This window comes from Pseudomonas sp. FSL W5-0299 (assembly GCF_005930655.1).
In the GTDB taxonomy this organism is placed as follows: domain Bacteria; phylum Pseudomonadota; class Gammaproteobacteria; order Pseudomonadales; family Pseudomonadaceae; genus Aquipseudomonas; species Aquipseudomonas mandelii.
Window position 1 is genome coordinate 25,856 of the sequence record NZ_RXHX01000015.1, and the last position, 20,442, is coordinate 46,297.

Annotated in this window: 21 protein-coding genes; 11 read left to right on the forward strand and 10 right to left on the reverse strand. The window is 60.0% G+C overall.

Features of this window, described 5'->3' with window-relative positions; all coding sequences use genetic code 11:
• Positions 1-286 precede the first annotated feature (286 nt).
• The 6 genes from FHL16_RS18620 (at position 287) to FHL16_RS18645 (ending at position 6,984) form a co-directional block, all read left to right on the forward strand.
• A complete protein-coding gene (locus tag FHL16_RS18620) occupies positions 287-1,420 on the forward strand; it encodes an ABC transporter substrate-binding protein (RefSeq protein ID WP_010464151.1) in 1,134 nt (377 codons plus the stop codon).
• 168 nt (positions 1,421-1,588) lie between these two features.
• Entirely contained in the window at positions 1,589-2,503 is a 915-nt protein-coding gene (locus FHL16_RS18625; protein WP_010464150.1) for an ABC transporter permease subunit, read from the forward strand.
• A 3-nt stretch (positions 2,504-2,506) separates the two neighbouring features.
• Positions 2,507-3,790 (forward strand): high-affinity branched-chain amino acid ABC transporter permease LivM, encoded by a 1,284-nt coding sequence (gene livM / locus FHL16_RS18630; protein ID WP_010464149.1) that lies wholly within the window; start codon positions 2,507-2,509, stop codon positions 3,788-3,790.
• Positions 3,787-4,662 (forward strand): ABC transporter ATP-binding protein, encoded by an 876-nt coding sequence (locus FHL16_RS18635; protein WP_077748933.1) that lies wholly within the window; start codon positions 3,787-3,789, stop codon positions 4,660-4,662. Before livM ends, FHL16_RS18635 begins: the two co-directional genes overlap by 4 nt.
• Entirely contained in the window at positions 4,659-5,375 is a 717-nt protein-coding gene (locus tag FHL16_RS18640; protein ID WP_077748934.1) for an ABC transporter ATP-binding protein, read from the forward strand. The genes FHL16_RS18635 and FHL16_RS18640 overlap by 4 nt, the downstream gene beginning before the upstream one ends.
• Before the next feature lie 841 nt (positions 5,376-6,216).
• Complete coding sequence (locus FHL16_RS18645) at positions 6,217-6,984, forward strand: SDR family oxidoreductase (protein WP_010464142.1); 768 nt, start codon at positions 6,217-6,219, stop codon at positions 6,982-6,984.
• A 133-nt stretch (positions 6,985-7,117) separates the two neighbouring features.
• Here FHL16_RS18645 and FHL16_RS18650 read toward each other — a convergent pair whose 3' ends face one another.
• The 7 genes from FHL16_RS18650 to FHL16_RS18680 all read right to left on the reverse strand — a co-directional run bounded on the left by FHL16_RS18650 (position 7,118) and on the right by FHL16_RS18680 (position 12,395).
• The gene (locus FHL16_RS18650) at positions 7,118-8,245 is read right to left on the reverse strand and encodes an AGE family epimerase/isomerase (RefSeq protein ID WP_077748936.1); all 1,128 of its coding nucleotides are present in this window, start codon (positions 8,243-8,245) and stop codon (positions 7,118-7,120) included.
• Positions 8,246-8,410: 165 nt separating this feature from the next.
• A complete protein-coding gene (locus tag FHL16_RS18655; protein WP_077748937.1) occupies positions 8,411-8,983 on the reverse strand; it encodes a HupE/UreJ family protein in 573 nt (190 codons plus the stop codon).
• A 29-nt stretch (positions 8,984-9,012) separates the two neighbouring features.
• The gene (gene ureG / locus FHL16_RS18660) at positions 9,013-9,627 is read right to left on the reverse strand and encodes an urease accessory protein UreG (RefSeq protein ID WP_077748938.1); all 615 of its coding nucleotides are present in this window, start codon (positions 9,625-9,627) and stop codon (positions 9,013-9,015) included.
• Between the two features lie 23 nt (positions 9,628-9,650).
• Positions 9,651-10,325, reverse strand: coding sequence for an urease accessory protein UreF (locus tag FHL16_RS18665; RefSeq protein WP_077748939.1), 675 nt, complete (start codon positions 10,323-10,325; stop codon positions 9,651-9,653).
• The gene (ureE, locus tag FHL16_RS18670; protein WP_010464135.1) at positions 10,322-10,822 is read right to left on the reverse strand and encodes an urease accessory protein UreE; all 501 of its coding nucleotides are present in this window, start codon (positions 10,820-10,822) and stop codon (positions 10,322-10,324) included. The genes FHL16_RS18665 and ureE overlap by 4 nt, the downstream gene beginning before the upstream one ends.
• A gap of 268 nt (positions 10,823-11,090) precedes the next feature.
• Positions 11,091-11,723 (reverse strand): TetR family transcriptional regulator, encoded by a 633-nt coding sequence (locus FHL16_RS18675; protein ID WP_010464134.1) that lies wholly within the window; start codon positions 11,721-11,723, stop codon positions 11,091-11,093.
• A gap of 174 nt (positions 11,724-11,897) precedes the next feature.
• Positions 11,898-12,395, reverse strand: a complete 498-nt coding sequence (locus FHL16_RS18680) for a hypothetical protein (protein ID WP_077748940.1) — start codon at positions 12,393-12,395, stop codon at positions 11,898-11,900.
• Positions 12,396-12,780: 385 nt separating this feature from the next.
• Here FHL16_RS18680 and FHL16_RS18685 point away from each other — a divergent pair, with 385 nt between their 5' ends.
• Positions 12,781-14,856 carry an AsmA family protein gene (locus FHL16_RS18685; protein ID WP_077748941.1) on the forward strand — a complete coding sequence of 692 codons (2,076 nt, stop codon included), beginning with the start codon at positions 12,781-12,783 and terminating at the stop codon, positions 14,854-14,856.
• A gap of 102 nt (positions 14,857-14,958) precedes the next feature.
• On the opposite strand, the gene FHL16_RS18690 is transcribed toward FHL16_RS18685, so the two are convergent.
• Positions 14,959-15,489: a ferritin-like domain-containing protein gene (locus FHL16_RS18690; RefSeq protein WP_077748942.1), complete on the reverse strand. Its 531-nt coding sequence runs from the start codon at positions 15,487-15,489 to the stop codon at positions 14,959-14,961.
• 128 nt (positions 15,490-15,617) lie between these two features.
• Complete coding sequence (locus FHL16_RS18695; protein ID WP_077748943.1) at positions 15,618-16,520, reverse strand: LysR substrate-binding domain-containing protein; 903 nt, start codon at positions 16,518-16,520, stop codon at positions 15,618-15,620.
• 117 nt (positions 16,521-16,637) lie between these two features.
• Between FHL16_RS18695 and FHL16_RS18700 the strand changes: the two genes are divergently transcribed.
• From FHL16_RS18700 to FHL16_RS18710, 3 genes are all read left to right on the forward strand, one after another.
• A complete protein-coding gene (locus tag FHL16_RS18700) occupies positions 16,638-17,276 on the forward strand; it encodes an FMN-dependent NADH-azoreductase (protein ID WP_010464126.1) in 639 nt (212 codons plus the stop codon).
• A complete protein-coding gene (locus FHL16_RS18705; RefSeq protein ID WP_077748944.1) occupies positions 17,276-17,581 on the forward strand; it encodes a DMT family transporter in 306 nt (101 codons plus the stop codon). Before FHL16_RS18700 ends, FHL16_RS18705 begins: the two co-directional genes overlap by 1 nt.
• A 108-nt stretch (positions 17,582-17,689) precedes the next feature.
• A complete protein-coding gene (locus FHL16_RS18710; RefSeq protein WP_077748945.1) occupies positions 17,690-18,580 on the forward strand; it encodes an esterase/lipase family protein in 891 nt (296 codons plus the stop codon).
• 43 nt (positions 18,581-18,623) lie between these two features.
• Here the strand turns inward: FHL16_RS18710 and FHL16_RS18715 are convergent, their stop codons facing one another.
• Positions 18,624-19,511 (reverse strand): DMT family transporter, encoded by an 888-nt coding sequence (locus FHL16_RS18715; protein ID WP_010464117.1) that lies wholly within the window; start codon positions 19,509-19,511, stop codon positions 18,624-18,626.
• A gap of 97 nt (positions 19,512-19,608) precedes the next feature.
• On the opposite strand from FHL16_RS18715, the gene FHL16_RS18720 reads away from it, so the two are divergent.
• On the forward strand, positions 19,609-20,391 hold the full coding sequence (locus FHL16_RS18720; RefSeq protein WP_172962163.1) for an AraC family transcriptional regulator: 783 nt from the start codon (positions 19,609-19,611) through the stop codon (positions 20,389-20,391).
• The last annotated feature ends 51 nt before the right edge of the window (positions 20,392-20,442 follow it).

Sequence of the window (20,442 nt, forward strand, 5' to 3'; positions counted from 1 at the left end):
GCACCAGCAGTGTGCACTTCGGTGACGCACGTTGTTACAGGCTGGTTGCACGTCGTTTGGTGCCGCGGTTGCAATGATGGCGCACGCGGGTTGCGCCTTTAAAAATAAATGGTTTCACCTTCTGCGGTTTAGACGGTTGCACGCCCAATGAAAATGGGATCGAAACAGTCGAAATAACAATAAAGCAGCGACTTTTTTCAGAATAAAAAACCGATGGCACGGCCCTTGCTCTGAGCATTCAGAGAAGTCGCAGTGCCAACTAAAAAAAACCTTGGAGCACCACCTCATGTCCCAGACGTTTTACAAGAAAGGCTTTCTGGCCCTCGCAGTGGCAACTGCGTTGGGTGTTTCTGCGTTTGCACAGGCTGATGTGAAAATCGGTGTGGCGGGTCCGATGACAGGCGCCAACGCGGCATTTGGCGAGCAGTACATGAAGGGTGCACAGGCTGCAGCCGACGCGGTCAACGCGGCGGGCGGCGTTAACGGGGAAAAAATCGTACTGGTGAAGGGCGATGACGCCTGCGAACCGAAACAGGCTGTGACGGTCGCCAAGGACCTGACCAACCAGAAAGTCGCCGGCGTAGTCGGTCACTTCTGCTCCTCGTCGACCATCCCGGCCTCCGAGATCTACGACGAAGCGGGCATCATTGCAATCACTCCGGGTTCCACCAACCCAGCGGTCACCGAACGCGGCCTGAGTGCCATGTTCCGTATGTGCGGGCGTGACGATCAGCAAGGCATCGTGGCCGGTGACTACATCGTCGACGTGCTCAAGGGCAAGAAAGTCGTTGTCCTGCACGACAAGGACACCTACGGCCAAGGCCTGGCGGACGCTACCAAGGCCCAACTGGAAAAACGCGGCGTGAAGCCTGTGCTGTATGAAGGCCTGACCCGTGGCGAGAAAGACTTCAGCACCATCGTCACCAAGATCCGCGGCGCTGGCGCCGATGTCGTCTACTTCGGCGGTCTGCACCCGGAAGCCGGTCCTCTGGTCCGTCAACTGCGTGAGCAAGGCCTCAAAGACGTCAAGTTCATGTCCGATGACGGCATCGTGACCGACGAACTGGTCACCACTGCTGGCGGTCCGCAATTCGTTGACGGCGTACTGATGACCTTCGGCGCCGACCCACGCCTGCTGCCAGACAGCAAAACCGTGGTGGACGAGTTCCGCAAGAAAGGCACCGAGCCTGAAGGCTACACCCTGTACGCCTACGCTTCGGTCCAGACCCTGGCCGCAGCTTTCAACGGCGCCAAGTCCAACAGTGGCGAGAAAGCCGCCGAGTGGCTGAAGAAAAACCCGGTCAAAACCGTGATGGGCGAGAAGACCTGGGACGCCAAGGGCGACCTGAAAGTCTCCGACTACGTCGTTTACGAGTGGGACAAGGACGGCAAATACCACCAGCTGGAAAAACAGAAGTGATATGACCTGATCTGCCCGGTGCCTGTTGCACCGGGCAGTCTATGAACATGTCCGTGCAGTACCTGTCTTTTCTCGTAGAGCTGCACACAACCGTGTTGCCCCGGCGGCTGAACCCCGGTCCGTTGCACCCGGCTTCTGTGCAGTCTCTCAAATGCGTGAGATTGCGTTATGGATGGTATTTTCCTGCAGCAACTGGTCAACGGCCTGACCCTCGGGTCGGTCTATGGCCTGATCGCCATCGGCTACACAATGGTCTATGGCATCATTGGCATGATCAACTTCGCCCACGGCGAGGTTTACATGATTTCCGCTTACCTCGCGGCAATCAGTCTGGCTCTGCTGGCGTACTTCGGTATTGAATCCTTCCCGCTGTTGATGCTCGGCACCTTGATCTTCACCATCGTGGTCACGGCGGTGTATGGCTGGGTCATCGAGCGCGTCGCCTACAAGCCCCTGCGCAACTCCACCCGACTGGCACCGCTGATCAGCGCCATCGGGATTTCGCTGATCCTGCAAAACTATGCCCAGATCGCCCAAGGTGCCAAGCAACAGGGCGTTCCGACCTTGTTGACGGGGGCCTGGCGCGTCGAAATCGGCACCGGCTTCGTGCAGTTGACCTACACCAAGGTGTTTATCCTGATTGCCGCATTCGCCGGCATGGCCCTGCTGACCTACATCATCAAGTACACAAAGCTCGGCCGCATGTGCCGCGCCACCCAGCAAGACCGCAAGATGGCCTCGATCCTGGGGATCAACACCGACCGCGTGATTTCCTACGTGTTCATCATCGGTGCAGCGATGGCGGCCCTGGCCGGCGTGCTGATCACCATGAACTACGGCACATTCGACTTCTATGCCGGCTTCATCATCGGCATCAAGGCGTTCACGGCTGCGGTACTTGGCGGCATCGGCTCGCTGCCTGGTGCGATGCTTGGCGGGATCATTCTCGGGATCTCCGAGTCGCTGTTCTCAGGTTTGGTCAACTCGGACTACAAAGACGTTTTCAGCTTCTCGCTGCTCGTTCTCGTTCTGGTCTTTCGGCCCCAAGGCCTGCTCGGCCGTCCTCTTGTGTCGAAGGTGTAAGCGATGTCTTCAACCACTAAAAAAACCATTGATCTCAAAAGAAGCCTGGTTGACGCGATTCTTGCCGGCCTTGTCGCCCTGATTGTGTTCGGCCCGATTGTCGGCGTGGTCCTCGACGGCTACGGCTTCAATCTGGAAACGACCCGGGTGGCCTGGATTGTCGCCATCGTCATGGCTGGCCGGTTTGCCCTGAGCCTGTTCCTGCAAACGCCCAAGGGTCTGAAAATCCTTGAAGGCTTTGAAAGCACCGGCTCCGGGGTTCATGTACTGCCGCCTGATTACAAATCCCGCCTGCGCTGGATCATCCCGCTGGTGATCCTCGTTGCCGTGGTGTTCCCGTTCTTCTCCAACTCCTACCTGCTGGGCGTGGTCATTCTCGGGCTGATCTACGTATTGCTCGGCCTGGGCCTGAACATCGTGGTCGGCCTGGCCGGCCTGCTCGATCTGGGTTACGTGGCGTTCTACGCCATCGGTGCCTACGGCCTGGCGCTGGGTTATCAATACCTCGGCCTGGGTTTCTGGACGGTGCTGCCGCTGGCGGCTATCACCGCGGGCCTTGCCGGTTGCATCCTCGGGTTCCCGGTGCTGCGATTGCACGGTGACTACCTGGCGATCGTGACCCTGGGATTCGGTGAAATCATTCGCCTGATCCTCAACAACTGGTTGTCCCTGACCGGCGGCCCGAATGGCATGGCGGCTCCATTGCCAACCTTCTTCGGTCTCGAGTTCGGCAAGCGCGCGAAGGAGGGGGGCGTCCCGTTCCATGAGTTCTTCGGCATCGCCTATAACCCGGACGTGAAGTATTACTTCATCTATGCGGTGTTGTTCCTGGTGGTGCTGGCCGTGCTGTACATCAAGCATCGTCTGGTCAAGATGCCGGTCGGCCGCGCTTGGGAAGCCTTGCGTGAAGACGAAATCGCCTGCCGCTCCATGGGCCTGAACCACGTACTGGTCAAGCTCTCGGCGTTCACCATCGGTGCCTCGACGGCCGGCCTGGCCGGGGTGTTCTTCGCCACGTATCAAGGCTTCGTCAACCCGACCTCGTTCACCTTTTTCGAATCGGCGCTGATCCTCGCCATCGTGGTCCTCGGCGGAATGGGCTCGACCATCGGCGTGGTGATTGCAGCCTTCGTGCTGACCGTTGCCCCGGAACTGCTGCGCGGCTTTGCGGAATATCGCGTGCTGCTGTTCGGCGTGTTGATGGTGTTGATGATGATCTGGCGACCGCGCGGCCTGATTCGGATCAGCCGTACCGGTGTGACCCCGCGTAAAGGAGTAGCGCCATGAGCGAAGTCGTACTCTCGGTCGAGAAGCTGATGATGCACTTCGGCGGCATCAAGGCGTTGAGCGATGTCAGCCTCAAGGTGCATCGCAACTCGATCTTTGCCCTGATCGGCCCCAACGGCGCCGGCAAGACCACCGTGTTCAACTGCCTGACCGGTTTCTACAAGGCCTCCGGTGGCAGGATCGAACTCAATACCCGCGGCGAACGCACCGATGTCATCCAGCTGTTGGGCGAATCGTTCAAAGCCACGGATTTCGTTTCGCCGAAAAGCTTCATCACCCGGATGCGCTACAAAATGTTCGGCGGCACCCACCTGGTGAACCGTGCCGGGCTGGCGCGCACCTTCCAGAACATTCGCCTGTTCAAGGAAATGTCGGTACTTGAAAACCTGCTGGTAGCCCAGCACATGTGGGTCAACCGCAACATGTTGGCCGGCATCCTCAATACCAAGGGCTACCGCAAGGCCGAAAGCGACGCGCTGGACCACGCCTTCTACTGGCTGGAAGTCGTGGACCTTGTGGACTGCGCCAACCGTCTGGCCGGTGAACTGTCCTACGGCCAACAGCGCCGCCTGGAAATCGCCCGGGCCATGTGCACCCGGCCGCAGATCATCTGCCTCGACGAACCGGCGGCCGGCCTCAACCCTCAGGAAACCGAAGCGCTGAGCGCGATGATCCGTTTGCTGCGCGACGAACACGATCTGACCGTGGTGCTGATCGAACACGACATGGGCATGGTAATGAGCATTTCCGACCACATCGTGGTGCTGGACCACGGCATCGTCATCGCCGAGGGCGGACCTGAAGCGATTCGCAACGACCCGAAAGTGATTGCGGCCTATCTGGGCGCTGATGAAGAGGAAGTGGTGCTATGAGTCAACCCATCCTCGAACTCAAGGATCTGGATGTGTTTTACGGGCCGATCCAGGCTCTGAAAAAAGTCTCGCTGCATATCGAAGAAGGTGAAACCGTCAGCCTGATCGGCTCCAACGGCGCCGGTAAATCGACCTTGCTGATGTCGATCTTCGGCCAGCCGCGAGCGGCTAGCGGGCAGATCATTTATCAGGGCGTGGACATCACCCACAAGTCGTCGCACTACATCGCGTCCAACGGCATCGCTCAGTCGCCTGAAGGCCGACGGGTGTTCCCCGACATGACCGTCGAGGAAAACCTGCTGATGGGCACCATCCCTATCGGTGACAAGTACGCTTCCGAGGACATGCAACGCATGTTCGAGTTGTTTCCACGGCTCAAGGAGCGCCGTAACCAGCGGGCCATGACCATGTCCGGCGGTGAGCAACAGATGCTCGCCATCGCCCGTGCGTTGATGAGTCGGCCCAAGCTGCTGTTGCTCGATGAACCGAGCCTTGGACTGGCGCCGATCGTGGTGAAACAGATCTTCGCGACCCTGCGGGAACTGGCGAGTACCGGCATGACCATCTTCCTGGTCGAGCAGAACGCCAACCACGCGTTGAAGCTGTCGGACCGGGCATACGTGATGGTCAACGGCGAGATCCGCATCACGGGCACCGGCAAGGAGCTGCTGGTCAACGAGGAAGTGCGTAACGCCTATCTCGGCGGGCACTGACACGCTGCCGAAATATCCACAGCCCCGACGAGCAATCGCCGGGGCTTTTTTACACCTCGAATACACCACGAATCCCCCTGTGGGAGCGAGCCTGCTCGCGAAAGCGGAGTGCCAATCGACAGGTGTTCAATGGCCCACCGCTTTCGCAAACAGGCCCGCTCCTGCAAGGGCCAAGTGTGCTTTCCGGAAATTGTGGAAAACAATATTCACAAGCTCTCAAAGCGCGACATAAAGCCGCTGCAAATAGTTGTTTTGTCACGCTTTTGACTTGTCCCCGTTTACTGTGGAGCTGGCTGTGAATAACGTGGGAGTAGCTGTCTGAGAGCCTTTGAATCCGTGGCTTGCAGCGGTGTGGTTGTTTTTTGATCAGGCGTTTTTGCTTGACCCGGAACAGGCTTTGTCAACCTTTTTGTTGGATGGCAAAGTGGCTGGAAATGCAATGGGCCAGCCTGTGGATAAGTCTGTGGTTAAACTCTGGAAAGACTCGGCTGAGGGCCGTAGTTACTGGCTTGGCGCCATCGTCGGTTTGCCCATCACATCGTGCAAAATGCCATGGGCTACACAGCTGGTACCCGAGGGTCAAGCTAAAAACTTTGTAATCTACCCGCAAAGCCTTGTGGATAGCGGCTTGCAGCTTTTCCACTTGCCCCCGGAAACTGTGGGCCGGCCTGTGGATAAGGTGCGTGTACATGGCTGCAAGCCACGGTGCCTGTGGCTTTGGAAGGTCTGGTTGTTTTTTGTACAGTTTTTGCGGCGGTTGCCGCTGTGGGCAAGGCCGGGCATGCTGCCAGCTGATTTTCTATTCCAATGGCTGTCGATCAGCCGAAGCAAGGAGAACACGATGTCCAACACCCTGTTTATTACCGGCGCGACCTCTGGTTTTGGTGAAGCCTGTGCCCGTCGTTTTGCCGAGGCCGGCTGGAAACTGGTGCTGACAGGCCGTCGTGAAGAACGCCTCAATGCCCTGTGCGCCGAGTTGTCGAAGCAGACCGAGGTGCATGGCCTGGTGCTCGACGTGCGTGATCGCAAGGCCATGGAGGAGGCGATCGCCAACTTGCCGCCGTCCTTTGCCAAGCTGCGCGGGCTGATCAACAACGCCGGTCTGGCGCTGGGCGTTGACCCGGCACCTAAGTGCGATCTCGACGATTGGGACACCATGGTCGACACCAACATCAAAGGCCTGATGTACGCCACTCGCCTGCTGTTGCCACGCCTGATCGCCCACGGCCGCGGTGCCGGTATCGTCAACCTCGGCTCCGTCGCCGGCAACTATCCGTACCCGGGCAGCCATGTTTATGGTGGGACCAAAGCATTCGTTGGCCAGTTCTCGCTGAACCTGCGTTGCGACCTGCAAGGCACTGGCGTGCGTGTCAGCAATATCGAGCCGGGCCTATGCGAGAGCGAGTTCTCGCTGGTGCGTTTCGCCGGTGACCAGGAGCGCTACAACGCGACCTACGCCGGTGCCGAGCCAATCCAGCCGCAGGACATCGCCGATACCATTTTCTGGGTGCTTAATGCGCCGGCGCACATCAACATCAACAGCCTGGAATTGATGCCGGTGAGCCAGACGTGGGCCGGGTTTGCGATTGAGCGTAATGCCAAGGGTTAAGACCGCATAACGGCTTTCACGGGCAAGCCGCGCTCCCACTAGACTTGCGTTGAATCGTCATTTCGCGAACGACAAAAAACCTGTGGGAGCGGCGGTGCGGCGATCCGATTTGCCCGCGATAGCTATCTGTCAGTCAGCCGAGATAATCGACCAGCCCTCGATAGCAAGTGGCCAAGTGATAAGGCGTGGTCGATGGCATGTCCTTGCGGCTGACTTCGCCCTGCTCGTCGCGACATTCATACCACCCTCCCGCATGCAAAAAGCGTTGCTGCAATGCCTGCAACTGGCGTTGCACCGAGCCTTCGCTATTTGGACGCAAGGTCAGGGCGCGCAGGTATTCAGCCTGGGCCCAGATGCGTTGAGTGGCATCCTTCGCAGAGCCATTCAGATCGAGCATCGCCGTCACCGCACCCGTTTGTGGATCAACGCCCAGTTGTTCGGTGAGTACAAACGCGCGCTCCAGCGAAGCATGCAGTTTTGAGCCGTGCAGCAGTGGCGAAGACTCCAGCAGGAAATACCACTCGAACTGATGCCCCGGTTCAAACCAGTTATCCACAGCGCCCAGCGGTTTTTCCATCAGCACGCTGTGGTGCGGGTCAATAAAACGCTTCTGCATGGCTGTGCATAACTCGACCAGCGCGCGCTGTACGGCGATGTCTTCTCGCACCGACAGGGTCGCGAGGAAAGCTTCGGCCAGATGCATCAAGGGATTTTGCAGGGGGCCGGAGTCGAGCGAGGACCAGTCGCGGTCGAGGCTGGCTTCGTACAGGCCGTCGCCTGTGGCGAAGCGCTGCGCCAGCACTTCCAGTGTCGCGTTGAGGACCGATTCCACTAGCGGCTCGCGCACCTTGCCCCAGTAATGGGCGCAGGCGAACAGGATAAAGGCGTGGGTGTAGAGGTCTTTGCGCTGATCCAGTGGCGCACCTTGCGGGTCGATGCTGTAGAACCAGCCACCGTGCTCGGCGTCGTGAAAATGCTGTTGCAAGGAACGGAATAGCGCCGCGGCGCGTTCCTCGGCGGCCGGCACCTGGCCGATCAGGCTGGAAAACAGATACAGCTGCCGCGCGCAGGCCATCGCTCGATAGCGTTGGGGCGGCAGCGGTTGATGCCCGGCGTCCAGCGCTTCATAAGGCAACGCCATGTCGGCATTCCAGCCGGGGCCTTGCCAGAGCGGCACGATCACGTCCTGGAAATGCTGTTGCACCGAGGCGAACAGAGCGGTCAATTCAGGCTGGGAGGCAGAGCGGGAAACAGGCGGCATTGGCTGGCGTCGTCACGGCAGGGTTGATTGCGCGACATGTTAGCAGGCCTGAGAGATGCGGTGTCTGTCAGGCCGTCTTCGCGAGCAGGCTCGCTCCCACAGGTGTACGCATTCCAATGTGGGAGCGAGCCTGCTCGCGAAGGGGCCATCACAGGCAATAAAAGATCAACCTGCGAGCAACCACGCACCAGTCGCCGCCGAAGCCGCACCGGCCAATCGAACCAACGGCGCCGCCGCTTGCGGCAACACGCGCACCACGGCATAACCCGCGGCATGCAACGCCGCCGTCGCCGCCACAAACCCTGCGGCATACGCCCAAGGGCTCGACATGTCCGGCAACTCCAGCCCATGGGCCACACCATGGAACAGCGCAAACAAAGCCGTCGCACCGACTGCCACGCTCAACGGCGGACGCACGGCCAGGGCCACGGCCAGGCCCAGCGCCAGCACCGACGCCGCAATGCCGCCTTCCAGCGCCGGCAGGTTCAATCCTTCAAAACCCAGCAGTCCTCCAATCAGCATGGTGCCCACGAAGGTGCACGGCAGCGCCCAGCGCGCGGCGCCTTTTTGCTGCGCCGCCCACAAACCCACCGCCACCATCGCCAGCAAGTGATCAAGGCCGCCAATCGGGTGGCTGATGCCGGCGATCAAACCGTTGTCGCCATGACCCGGGTGCGCGAAGGCGATGGCCGGGGTCAGCAGCAGGGCCAGGGTGCCCAGGATGCGTTTCAGTGTCATGGATAAGCTTCCTTGTTGATAAGTCGTGATCAGACTGCGGTCAGCAGGCCTTGGCGTTCGATGAAGGCGATGATTGCTTCCAGGCCCAAGCCGGTTTTCTGATTGCTGAAGACAAACGGCTTGCCGTTGCGCATGCGCGTGGTGTCGCTGTCCATCAGTTCCAGCGACGCGCCCACCAGCGGCGCGAGGTCGACCTTGTTGATCACCAGCAAGTCGGACTTGCAGATCCCCGGCCCGCCCTTGCGCGGCAGCTTGTCGCCCGCCGAGACGTCGATCACGTAAATGGTCAGGTCGGACAGTTCCGGGCTGAAGGTCGCCGACAGGTTATCGCCGCCGGACTCCACCAGAATCAGATCCAGCCCCGGAAAGCGGCGGTTCAGTTGATCCACCGCTTCAAGGTTGATCGAGGCGTCTTCGCGGATCGCCGTGTGCGGGCAGCCGCCGGTTTCCACGCCGATGATGCGCTCAGGGGCCAGAGCTTCGTTGCGCACCAGGAAATCGGCGTCTTCGCGGGTGTAGATGTCGTTGGTGACGACGGCCAGGTTGTAGCGGTCGCGCAGGGCCAGGCAGAGCGCCAGCGTCAGGGCGGTTTTACCGGAACCGACCGGTCCGCCGATGCCGACGCGCAGGGGTTGTGTGTTCATGTGATTCTCCAAGTAAAAAGGCCCTAGGAACGGAACAGACGGCTGTACTGGCGCTCATGGGCCATGCACGCCAGGGACAGGCCGAACGCGGCGCTGCCGTAGTGTTCGGGGTTGATTCGGGTGGCGTCCTGCTGGGCTTGTTGCAGCAGTGGCAGCAGTTCGCTGGTCAGGCGTTGCGCGGCTTGCTGGCCCAGGGGCAGGGTTTTCATCAGCACCGCCAATTGATTTTCCAGCCAGCTCCAGAGCCACGCCGCCAGCGCATCTTGCGGGCTGATCTGCCAGGCGCGAGCGGCAAGCGCCCAGCCGAGGGCCAAATGCGGCTCAGGGCGCTGCTGGAGAAAGGCGCGGGCCGGCGCATCGAGTTCCGGCAAGCCGTTGAGCAGTTGTTGCAATGAATAGCCCATCTGTCGGCTTTCCTGATGCAGCTCGCGGGTTTCCCGGCTGGCACGATGTTCTTCGCAGCGTTGCAGCAACTGGCCCCAGTTCTCATCAACGGCAGCGGTGCAATGGGCGAGCAGCAGCGGCGCTTCGAAGCGTGCCAGGTTCAGCAACAACTGATCGCTGATCCAGCGTCGCGCGCTGTCTGCATCGTTCACCCGGCCGTTATCCACCGCCATCTCCAGGCCTTGCGAATAGCTGTAGCCGCCAATCGGCAGTTGTGGACTGGCCAGGCGCAACAGCGCCCAGGCCGGGTTCATAACCGGACGCCGAACTGGTGCAATTTCGGCGGGTAGTTGAAGTCCTCGTCGCCGTGGCGGGAATGGTGATGGCCGCCCCCATAGGCGCCGTGTTCCGGCTGGAACGGTGCCTCGATGTTGTCGACGTTGGCCTCCAGCTGTTCGAGCATGGCCTTGAGTACGTAATCATCGAGCAGGCGCAACCAGCCATCACCGACTTGCAGGGCGACGTGGCGATTGCCCAGATGATAGGCCGCGCGAGTCAGTTCGAACGCGTTGGCGCACGTAACATGCAGCAATTGTTCGGGGCGGGCGCAGACACGGACGATGCGCCCATCTTCGGCTTGCAGGCACTCACCGTCATACAGTGGCGGCTGACCGCGCTCCAAAAACAAACCGACGTCCTCGCCTTCGGCACTGAAACAGCGCAAACGGCTTTTGCTCCGGGCCTCGAAAGTCAGGTGCAACTCGGCGGCCCAGACGGGTTGAGGGTCGATTCTGCGATGAATCACCAGCATCGGAAGGCTTCCAGCAATGGACGATGTTCAGGCTAGAGCAAGGGGCTTGCCAATCGGGCGATACGTAGGAAATACCTGTCGGAGCGTAGTGGGTGGCTCAGGCTGTTGCGGGATTTTGAACTGGAATGGTGCGGGGATTTTTCGGTGGCACCAAATTGATGCCTTGACTGGTTTTGTGGACGTGAGCCTGCTCGCGATAGCGTCGGCACAATCAACATTTGATGTGGCTGACATTCCGCTATCGCGAGCAGGCTCGCTCCTACAGGGTTTATTCAGTGCTGCCGAGGCCTTGCCAATGCTTGAGGCCGATGAAGATGAAGCGCAGCTGTTGAGTGATTTTTGCCTGTGGCGTCAGGTGCTCAGGCAGCGCCTCGGCCGGTGGATCGATAATGTCCGGCAAGGTCGCGAACACACTTTTGACGATCAGGTCCGCCATGACGCTGAGGCCGGCGATGTCCAGATGCTGCAATTTCGGCATCAAGGACAGGTCGGCCGCGAGGTCCGAGCTGATGTCTTCCCGCAGGCGACCAATGGCCTGGCGCACGGGCAGCGATCCGCCGTACTGCTCCCGGGCCAGAAACAGGAACTGTGAGCGATTGGCCGAGACCACGTCGAGAAAGATCCGAACCGAAGCGTCAATGATGCCGCCCATGACGAACTCGTTATGGCGCACCAGGCGAATGGTCTCGCGAAAGGTCTGGCCGACTTCGCTCACCAGTACCAGGCCCAGTTCGTCCATATCGGCGAAATGCCGGTAGAAACCGGTGGGCACGATGCCGGCGGTTTTCGCCACTTCGCGCAGGCTCAGGCTGCCGAATCCTCGACCACATTCCATCAGGTGACGGGCAGCGTCCATCAGGGCGTTGCGGGTTTGTTGTTTCTGTTCGGCGCGGGGCAGCATCGCAAGGGTGTTTTTCTGGACAGGGACAGCGGCGCACTCTAGCAAATCGGCTTCGCTGGCGTCGAACGACTATCGGGGGATCAAGCGGGGATGTACAACTTCCAATGAGGCAAAACCCTATAAAGTCAAAAGCCCAATCCAGGGATTGGGCTTTTTTTCAGGGCCGCCATGGGCTCAGCTCACAGCGCTGTTGCGTTCGATGACACGGTCACCACCACCTTCGGCGAGTGTTTGGCCTGGAGTGCGGTCGGAACCATCGGCAGCCAGTGTTTGACCTGGGGTGCGGTCGGAACCATCGGCAGCCAGTGTTTGGCCTGGAGTGCGGTCGGAACCATCGGCAGCCAGTGTTTGGCCTGGAGTGCGATCGGAACCATCGGCAGCCAGTGTTTGACCTGGGGTGCGGTCGGAACCATCAGCGGCGAGAACCTGGCCTTGTGGCGTTTTGTCATAACCGTCTTCAGTGATCAGGCCTTTTTCTTTCAAGCGATCATTGCCACCTTCGGCAAGGGTCTGGCCTTGTGGAGTGCGGTCGGAACCATCGGCAGCGACGGTTTGGCTGAACACCGAGCGGCTGTCTTTGACTTGTGGAGTGGCCTGGTCAGCAGCAGGCAGAGCGAAAGCGGTGCTGGCCAGCATTGAGAGGGTAAGGCTAAGCAGTAATTGGCGTTTCATGATGGGTTGCTCCTTGGGAGGGCGATAAAGTGGGTACGAGGGCAATGCTACTCTCGATAAGTCGATATAAAAGTTCATAAACGCAATGGTAATAATCAACGGAATTGATTGTTCTGCCGAAGCGCTCTAGAACGGGTGTCTCCGGCGATCGCTTTTGCACTGGAGTGGGTATTTTCGACCCACTGATGCCGCACAAAAGTGCGGGGCGGTAACGCTGGATTCGGGGGCAGTCTCTCCCCGGTCGATTATTTGAGGATTAATCGATGTTTCGGTTAAACCTGCGGGCCGTTTTTCAGTCGTAGATTCCATGGCAGGCCGGTTCTGGCCTGTCGTTTCACACGTGCGTCGCAGTCAGGGCGCTCAGTCGTATCAGGAGCCCTGTGCAATGACGCGCACTCGTAAAATTGTTACCTGGACCTTCGCCAGCCTGATTGTCTTGCTGGCGGTATTGGTTCTGATCATCGCGTTCTTCGATTGGAACCGGATCAAACCGCCCCTTAACGCCAAAGTTTCTGAAGAGCTGCATCGTCCGTTCGCCATTAATGGCAACCTCGCGGTGGTCTGGCAGCGCGAGCCCGACGAGGGCGGTTGGCGGGCGTGGGTGCCGTGGCCGCACGTGGTGGCCGAAGACCTGAGCCTGGGCAACCCGGACTGGTCGAAAAAACCACAGATGGTCACCCTCAAACGCGTCGAGCTGCGTATTTCACCCTTGGCATTGCTGGCGCAACGGGTGGTGATCCCGCGTATTGACCTGACCGAGCCGAATGCCGACCTTCAGCGCCTGGCCGATGGCCGTGCCAACTGGACGTTCCAGTTCGACCCCAAAGACCCGAACGCCGAGCCTTCGAGCTGGGTGGTGGATATCGGTGCCATCGGCTTCGACAAGGGCCACGTCACCCTCGACGACCAGAACCTCAAGACTCAGCTCGATGTGCTGATTGATCCGTTGGGCAAACCCATTCCATTCAGCGATATCGTCGGCGACAAAGCCGCAAAAACCGCGCAGGAGAAAGGCGCGGCTCCCCAGGATTACGCGTTCACGCTGAAGGTCAAAGGCCAATACCACAATCAGAAACTCGCGGGCGAAGGCAAGATCGGCGGGTTGCTGGCATTGCAGGATGCGGCCAGGCCGTTCCCGCTCCAGGCGCAAGTGAAGATCGCCGATACCAGTGTCGAACTGGCCGGAACGCTGACCGATCCGCTGAACCTCGGCGCCCTGGACCTGCGCCTGAAACTGGCCGGTACCAGCCTGGGCAATCTCTATCCGCTGACCGGTGTGACGCTGCCGGATACGCCGCCCTACGAGACCGACGGGCATTTGATCGCCAAACTGCATGAGCCGGGTGGTGCGGTGTTCCGCTATGAAGCATTCAACGGCAAGATCGGCGAGAGCGACATCCACGGCAGCCTGGCCTATGTCGCCAGCCAGCCGCGGCCGAAACTCAGTGGTTCGCTTGTTTCCAACCAACTGCTGTTCGCCGACCTGGCCCCGTTGATCGGCGCTGACTCCAACGCCAAGCAAAAGGCCCGTGGCGGCGAAAGCAAGCAGCCGACGGACAAGGTGTTGCCGGTCGAGGAGTTCAAGACCGAGCGCTGGCGTGACATGGACGCCGACGTCGAATTCACCGGCAAGCGCATCATCCACAGCGAAAAATTGCCGTTCAATGACCTCTATACGCACCTGGTGCTGACCGACGGCGTTCTCAGTCTGGAGCCTCTGCGTTTCGGCGTGGCGGGCGGCAACCTGGATGCGCAGATTCGCCTCAATGGCCGCACCGAGCCGTTGGAAGGCCGGGCCAAACTGACCGCGCGCAAGTTCAAGCTCAAGCAGCTGTTCCCGACTTTTGAACCGATGAAAACCAGTTTCGGCGAACTCAACGGCGATGCTGACATCACCGGCCGTGGCAACTCGGTGGCCAAGCTGCTGGGCAGCGCCAATGGCAACCTGAAAATGCTGATCAACGATGGCGCCATCAGCCGCGAGTTGATGGAGCTGGCCGGGCTCAACGTCGGCAACTATGTGGTGGGCAAGATCTTTGGCGACAAGGAAGTGAAGATCAATTGCGCGGCGGCCGACTTCGATATCAAGACCGGTTTGGCCACCACCCGACTGTTTGTCTTCGATACCGAGAACGCGATCATCTATATCGACGGCACGGCGAACATGGCGACGGAGCAGCTGGACCTGACGATCACCCCGGAATCCAAAGGCTGGCGGTTGATTTCGTTGCGCTCGCCGCTGTACGTGCGGGGCAAGTTCATCAAGCCGGATGCGGGCGTGAAGGCGGTGCCGCTGATTTTGCGTGGCGCCGGGATGGTTGCATTGGGCGTGATTGCAGCGCCAGCGGCGGGGCTGTTGGCGTTGGTGGCACCGAGTGGGGGTGAGCCGAATCAGTGTGCGCCATTGTTGGAACAGATGAAGGCAGGCAAGGCGCCGGTGACCGTTAAACCAACGAAATAATGGGGTGTCAGTGTGGCTGCCTTCGCGGGTAAGTCTCGCTCCTTCAGGAGAATACTAAACCTGTAGGAGCGAGGCTCGCCCGCGAAGGCGATCTGAAAGGCCCTAAAGATCTTTCAGAATGTCGGCCATGTCATCCGCATGCTCTTCTTCCTGAGCCAGGATGTCTTCAAAGATGCGCCGGGTGGTCGGGTCTTTTTCGCCGATGTACTGAATGATCTCGCGGTAGCTGTCGATGGCAATCCGCTCGGCGACCAGGTCTTCGTAGACCATCTCTTTCAGTGAATTGCCCGCCACATATTGCGCGTGGGAGTTCCTCGACAGCAGGTCAGGGTTGAACTCCGGCTCACCGCCCAGTTGCACGATGCGCTCGGCCAGTCGGTCGGCGTGCTCGGCTTCCTGGGTTGCGTGCTCGAGGAATTCGTCGGCCGCGACGTTGGCTTTCAAGCCGCTGGCCATGAAGTAGTGGCGCTTGTAGCGCAACACGCAGACCAGTTCCGTGGCCAACGACTCGTTCAGCAGGCGCAATACTTCTTCACGGTCAGCGCTGTAGCTTTCGGTCACCGCACCGTTCTCGACGTTCTTGCGGGCCCGTTCGCGAAGGGTGGTTACGTCAGACAAATGCATGTCACTCATCTCGTTCTCCTGGAGGCTAATCCGGTTTGCGTCACCTTCTGGGGAAGTGATCGCTACTTAAGGTGTGAGTGATGAGCGCGGCGAAAAGTTTTATGCCATTTGTCCATCGTAAAAAGCGCCCGAAATGGTCACGCCAACCCATGCCCGGACAGCAGCGCCTCCTCGCGCAGCCACGCAAAAAACGCCCGCACCGGCGGATGCCGTTCGCGTCCCGGCACACAGAGTGCGCTATAGCCGGCGCCATCGACCTGGACCTCGCCCCGGTAGGCGACCAGTAAACCGTTGGCCACGCTTTCCGACACCAGGATATTGCTCGCCAGCACCAGCCCCTGCCCGGCGATCGCGGCTTGCAGGGCGTAATGCTCTTCGTCGTATTCACGGACCGCCGGTTGCCCTGTCAGCCAACTTTCGCCGGACTGCGCGCACCAGGCCGCCCAGCCGTGGGCATAGAGTTTGGAGTTGTGCCAGCGCACGCTGATCAGCGTGGGTACCCGCTCAGCCGCCAGGGCCACCTGCCCGGGCGAGCCATAGACGCCGAACGATTCGTCGAACAGGCACAGTCCATAAAGGTTCGGGTAATCACCCAGGCTGTAGCGCACCACCAAATCGACGCTGGCGTCCTGATGCAGATCGATGACTTCGCAGTGGGTGTCCAGGCGCAGGTTGATGTTCGGATGGCGGGCGTAAAACCGACCCAGACGCGGCACCAGCCACAACGCCGCGAAGGCCGCCGTGGTGGAGATCGTCAGGCTCGCGCCGCTGCGTTGCGGGCGCAGGGTGTCGACGCTTTGCGCCACTTCCAGCAGCGCCCCGTGCAGGCTGCGGAACAACCGTTCGCCGCCGTCGGTGAGGCGCACCTGCCGTGGCAGCCGCTCGAACAGCGGCACGCCGAGCCAGTTCTCCAGCGAACGAATCTGGTGCGACACCGCTGTGGGCGTCACCGAAAGTTCTTCGGCGGCGGCCTTGAAACTCAGCAGGCGCGAGGCGGATTCGAAGGCGCGCAGGGCGGTGAGCGGCAACGAGGCAAACATTCAAATACTCCATGGATGAAATGGATTCATCCAGACTGATTTCTACTCAGTTGAAGAAGGGCGGCTGTGAGCTTCAATCTGCAAGCCACAGGCAGTTTAGCCCTTAAGGAGATTCAGATGAGCAAGATTCTTGCGATCCATGCCAGCCCCCGTGGCGAGCGTTCCCATTCCCGGCGTCTGGCGGAAGTGTTTCTTGGTGCTTGGCAAGCGCGACATCCTCAGTCGCAGCTGACTCGCCGGGAAATAGGTCGGGCATTGATACCGCCGGTTAACGAGGCCTTTGTGGCCGCGGCCTTTTACCCCGAGCCCCAAGCGCGTCCCTTGTCGATGCAGGCCGACCTGGCGTTCAGCGATGAGCTGGTCGGCGAGTTGCTCGGTCACGATTTGCTGGTGATTTCCACGCCGATGCACAACTTCAGCGTACCCAGCGGCCTCAAGGCCTGGATCGATCAGATTGTGCGGCTCGGGCTGACGTTCAATCACACCCTGGACAATGGCGTGGCGCAGTACGAGCCGTTGGTGCACGGCAAAAAAGCCCTGATCGTCACCAGTCGCGGCGGCTTCGGTTTCGGGCCGGGCGGCGAGCTGGAGGCGATGAACCATGCCGATCCGTTGCTGCGCACCGCGCTGGGGTTCATCGGCATCACCGACATCACCGTGGTGGCTGCCGAAGGCGAAGAGTCGGCTGAGCGCACGTTCGAGATTTCGCTGGCCGAAGCCGAGCAGCGCTTGCTGACGCTGGCCCGGGAGTTCTGATGGCCTGGCTGTTTCTGCTGATCGCCGCCGGGTTCGAAGTTACCTTCGCCATGGGCATGAAGTACGCCGAAGGCTTTACCCGGCTCTGGCCATCGCTGATCACGGTGGCGGCCGCCGTCGGCGGGATTTACTTCCTGACCCTGGCCATGCGCGAGTTGCCGGTAAGCATCGCCTACCCGATCTGGACCGCCATCGGTTCACTGGGCACGGTGTTTCTCGGCTTTGCGCTGCTGGGTGAAAGCTTGACGGCGATCAAACTGGTGTCGGTGGGGCTGATCGTGGCAGGCGTGGTGGGGCTGAAGTAGGGTGGATGTCATAGACTGGTCGTCGAGTTGTCATCTTGGGTGACGATGCTTGGCTGACGTCTTGCATCGCGCCTTGCTTCATCTCACCGATCACAAGGATGTCCGTCCATGTCGCAAGGTTCTGCCACGCGTTATCCGTTGGTGCTGGTCCCGGGAATGCTCGGGTTTATCCGTCTGGTGCTGTATCCGTACTGGTACGGGATCATTTCGGCGTTGCGCCGGGGTGGGGCGACGGTGTTTGCGGTGCAGGTCTCGCCGCTCAACTCCAGCGAGGTGCGCGGCGAGCAGTTGCTGGCGCGGATCGAGGAGATTCTGCGGGAAACCGGGGCCGAGAAGGTCAACCTGATCGGCCACAGCCAAGGCTCGCTCACAGCCCGTTACGCGGCCGCCAAACGTCCGGATCGCGTGGCGTCCGTCACGTCGGTCGCAGGGCCGAATCATGGCTCGGAGCTGGCGGATTATCTGGAAAAGCATTACCCGGCCGACACGTTCAAAGGACGGGTTCTCAGCGTGTTGTTGCGCTGGATCGGCGCGTTGATGAGCCTGCTGGAAACCGGCTATCGCGGGCCGAAGTTGCCTGTGGATATCCCGGCTTCACACCATTCGCTGACCACTCAAGGCGTGGCGCTGTTCAATCAGCGTTATCCACAGGGCCTGCCTGAAACCTGGGGCGGGCACGGGCCGGAAGAGGTCAACGGCGTGCGCTATTACTCCTGGTCCGGGACGTTGCAACCGGGCAAGACGGACCGCGGCGGTAACCGGTTCGACGGCACGAACCGCAGTTGCCGGCTGTTTGCCAGAACCTTTGTGCGCGAAACCGGGCATTGCGACGGGATGGTCGGGCGTTACAGCTCGCACTTGGGGACGGTGATTGGCGATGAGTATCCGATGGATCACTTCGACATCGTCAATCAGTCGCTGGGGCTGGTGGGGAAAGGGGCGGATCCGGTGCGGTTGTTTGTCGAGCATGCGGCCCGATTGAAAGCGGCTGGCGTGTAAACGTCAGTTGGACCGCGTTATCGTTCTTCGCGGGCAAGTCGGGTCAGGCAACGCTGACCTTACGGCCCAACACGGTAGTCCAGCGCTCCGAAAGCACCACCCCACCCAGCGTCAACACCCCACCCACCAGGTGATACATCGCCAACTGTTCATTCAGTACCACCGCCGCAATCAACGCCGTAATCAACGGCAGCAAATTGAAAAACAGCGTGGTCCGGCTCGGTCCCAGGCGCACCACGGCCTGCATCCACGCCAATGGCGCCAGCATCGAAGCCAGCAAACAGGCATAAAGCACCAGCGGAATATTCTGCAAGGTCGGTCCGACCTTCGGTGAAGCGACAAACAGCGGAAACAGCACCACCACCGCCACCAGCACCTGCAAATACAACAACACCAGTGGCGGCAAGCGCAGCTGCCATTTTTTCAGCAGCGTGCTGTAGATCGCGTAGGCCAGCGTGGCGATCAGCATCATCGCGTCGCCCAGGTTCACGCCGTGCTCAAGCAGTGCGCCGAGGCTGCCGGACGACACCACCACCAATACGCCGGCGAACGACAACACCGCGCCGGCCAATGCGCCCGCAGTCAGGCGCTGACCGAGGCTGACAATTGCCATGGCCAGCGACATCAAGGGCATCAGCGACAAGATGATCCCCATGTTGGTGGCTGTAGTCAGCGTTGCGGCGAAGTACGCCAGGCTCTGATAGACGGCCATGCCGAGCACGCCAAGGATGAAAATCTTGCCCAGGTTCGGGCGAATCTGGGGCCAATGCGCGATCACCGGTTTGAGCATGAACGGCGTGAACAGAATCCCGGCCAGCAGCCAGCGATAGAAGCCGATTTCCGCGGGGAAGATCGCGCCGACCGCCAGTTTGTTGATCACGGTGTTGCCGGCCCAAATGAAAATGGCCAGCAGGGGATAAGCGTATTGCATCAGAAAAACCATCAACGTTAGTGAGGAGCGATTATCCGCCTGTCTGGATGCAAGCCTATACTTCAATCCAGACAACCTGCCCTTGATGACGGACAGCATGACCAGTAAACACATCGACCTGCTCGATTTCGCAGAATTGCCGTCCCCGGTCTATTTCCGTTATGCCGACTTCGACACCCATGAATATGCCTCGACCCACCGTCACCCGTGGGGGACTCTCGAGTATTCGGCCAACGGTGTGTTGCACATGGAAATTGGCAGCAGCCGCTTCATGTCGCCGCCGCAATACGCGGTGTGGGTGCCGCCGCAGACCGAGCACAGTTTCTACAGCAATCAACCGATCAACTATCGCGCGGTCTGCCTGGCGCCGGTGTTGTGCACCGCGTTGCCACAACAAGCGTGCACGCTGGCAATCAGCGACATTCTCAAGGCGATCCTCAAGGACTTCGCCGCCCGCGACGTGAAAATTCCCGACCACGATGCGGACAAACGTCTGGCGCAGGTGTTGGTGGACCAGTTGCAACTGGCACCCATCCAGGAGTGTTATTTGCCTTACGCCAGCAGCTCGGGATTGCTCGTAATACTTGAAGCCCTGCAAGCCGAACCCGGGGACAATCGGCCATTAGCGCACTGGGCCGCGCAGATCCATGTCAGCGAACGCACCTTGGCGCGGCAGTTTGTCCGTGAGCTGGGCATGAGTTTCGGCGAGTGGCGGCAACGCTTGCGTTTCCTCGCGGCGATCGAAGCGCTGGACAGTCAACGCAGCATTCAAAACATTGCCTTCGACATGGGTTACAGCACCGGTTCGGCATTTATTGCGATGTTTCAACGCCAGGCCGGGTGTACGCCTGAGCAATATCGTCGGCAACGAATTATCTGAGATAAAGAAGTCAGTGGGTGTTAGAAGTTTTAAGTGGTGAAGTTTCTTACA

Bases quoted from the DNA above. Each gene is read 5' to 3' on its own strand.
- ureG (WP_077748938.1), bottom strand. From the start codon at position 9,627: ATGAACACACAACCCCTGCGCGTCGGCATCGGCGGACCGGTCGGTTCC.
- FHL16_RS18655 (WP_077748937.1), bottom strand. From the start codon at position 8,983: ATGACACTGAAACGCATCCTGGGCACCCTGGCCCTGCTGCTGACCCCG.
- FHL16_RS18715 (WP_010464117.1), bottom strand. From the start codon at position 19,511: ATGCAATACGCTTATCCCCTGCTGGCCATTTTCATTTGGGCCGGCAAC.
- FHL16_RS18700 (WP_010464126.1), top strand. From the start codon at position 16,638: ATGAGCAAGATTCTTGCGATCCATGCCAGCCCCCGTGGCGAGCGTTCC.
- livM (WP_010464149.1), top strand. From the start codon at position 2,507: ATGTCTTCAACCACTAAAAAAACCATTGATCTCAAAAGAAGCCTGGTT.
- FHL16_RS18695 (WP_077748943.1), bottom strand. From the start codon at position 16,520: ATGTTTGCCTCGTTGCCGCTCACCGCCCTGCGCGCCTTCGAATCCGCC.
- FHL16_RS18620 (WP_010464151.1), top strand. From the start codon at position 287: ATGTCCCAGACGTTTTACAAGAAAGGCTTTCTGGCCCTCGCAGTGGCA.
- FHL16_RS18705 (WP_077748944.1), top strand. From the start codon at position 17,276: ATGGCCTGGCTGTTTCTGCTGATCGCCGCCGGGTTCGAAGTTACCTTC.
- FHL16_RS18635 (WP_077748933.1), top strand. From the start codon at position 3,787: ATGAGCGAAGTCGTACTCTCGGTCGAGAAGCTGATGATGCACTTCGGC.
- FHL16_RS18675 (WP_010464134.1), bottom strand. From the start codon at position 11,723: ATGCTGCCCCGCGCCGAACAGAAACAACAAACCCGCAACGCCCTGATG.
- FHL16_RS18685 (WP_077748941.1), top strand. From the start codon at position 12,781: ATGACGCGCACTCGTAAAATTGTTACCTGGACCTTCGCCAGCCTGATT.
- FHL16_RS18720 (WP_172962163.1), top strand. From the start codon at position 19,609: ATGACCAGTAAACACATCGACCTGCTCGATTTCGCAGAATTGCCGTCC.
- FHL16_RS18690 (WP_077748942.1), bottom strand. From the start codon at position 15,489: ATGAGTGACATGCATTTGTCTGACGTAACCACCCTTCGCGAACGGGCC.
- FHL16_RS18665 (WP_077748939.1), bottom strand. From the start codon at position 10,325: ATGAACCCGGCCTGGGCGCTGTTGCGCCTGGCCAGTCCACAACTGCCG.
- FHL16_RS18650 (WP_077748936.1), bottom strand. From the start codon at position 8,245: ATGCCGCCTGTTTCCCGCTCTGCCTCCCAGCCTGAATTGACCGCTCTG.
- ureE (WP_010464135.1), bottom strand. From the start codon at position 10,822: ATGCTGGTGATTCATCGCAGAATCGACCCTCAACCCGTCTGGGCCGCC.
- FHL16_RS18680 (WP_077748940.1), bottom strand. From the start codon at position 12,395: ATGAAACGCCAATTACTGCTTAGCCTTACCCTCTCAATGCTGGCCAGC.
- FHL16_RS18645 (WP_010464142.1), top strand. From the start codon at position 6,217: ATGTCCAACACCCTGTTTATTACCGGCGCGACCTCTGGTTTTGGTGAA.
- FHL16_RS18710 (WP_077748945.1), top strand. From the start codon at position 17,690: ATGTCGCAAGGTTCTGCCACGCGTTATCCGTTGGTGCTGGTCCCGGGA.
- FHL16_RS18625 (WP_010464150.1), top strand. From the start codon at position 1,589: ATGGATGGTATTTTCCTGCAGCAACTGGTCAACGGCCTGACCCTCGGG.
- FHL16_RS18640 (WP_077748934.1), top strand. From the start codon at position 4,659: ATGAGTCAACCCATCCTCGAACTCAAGGATCTGGATGTGTTTTACGGG.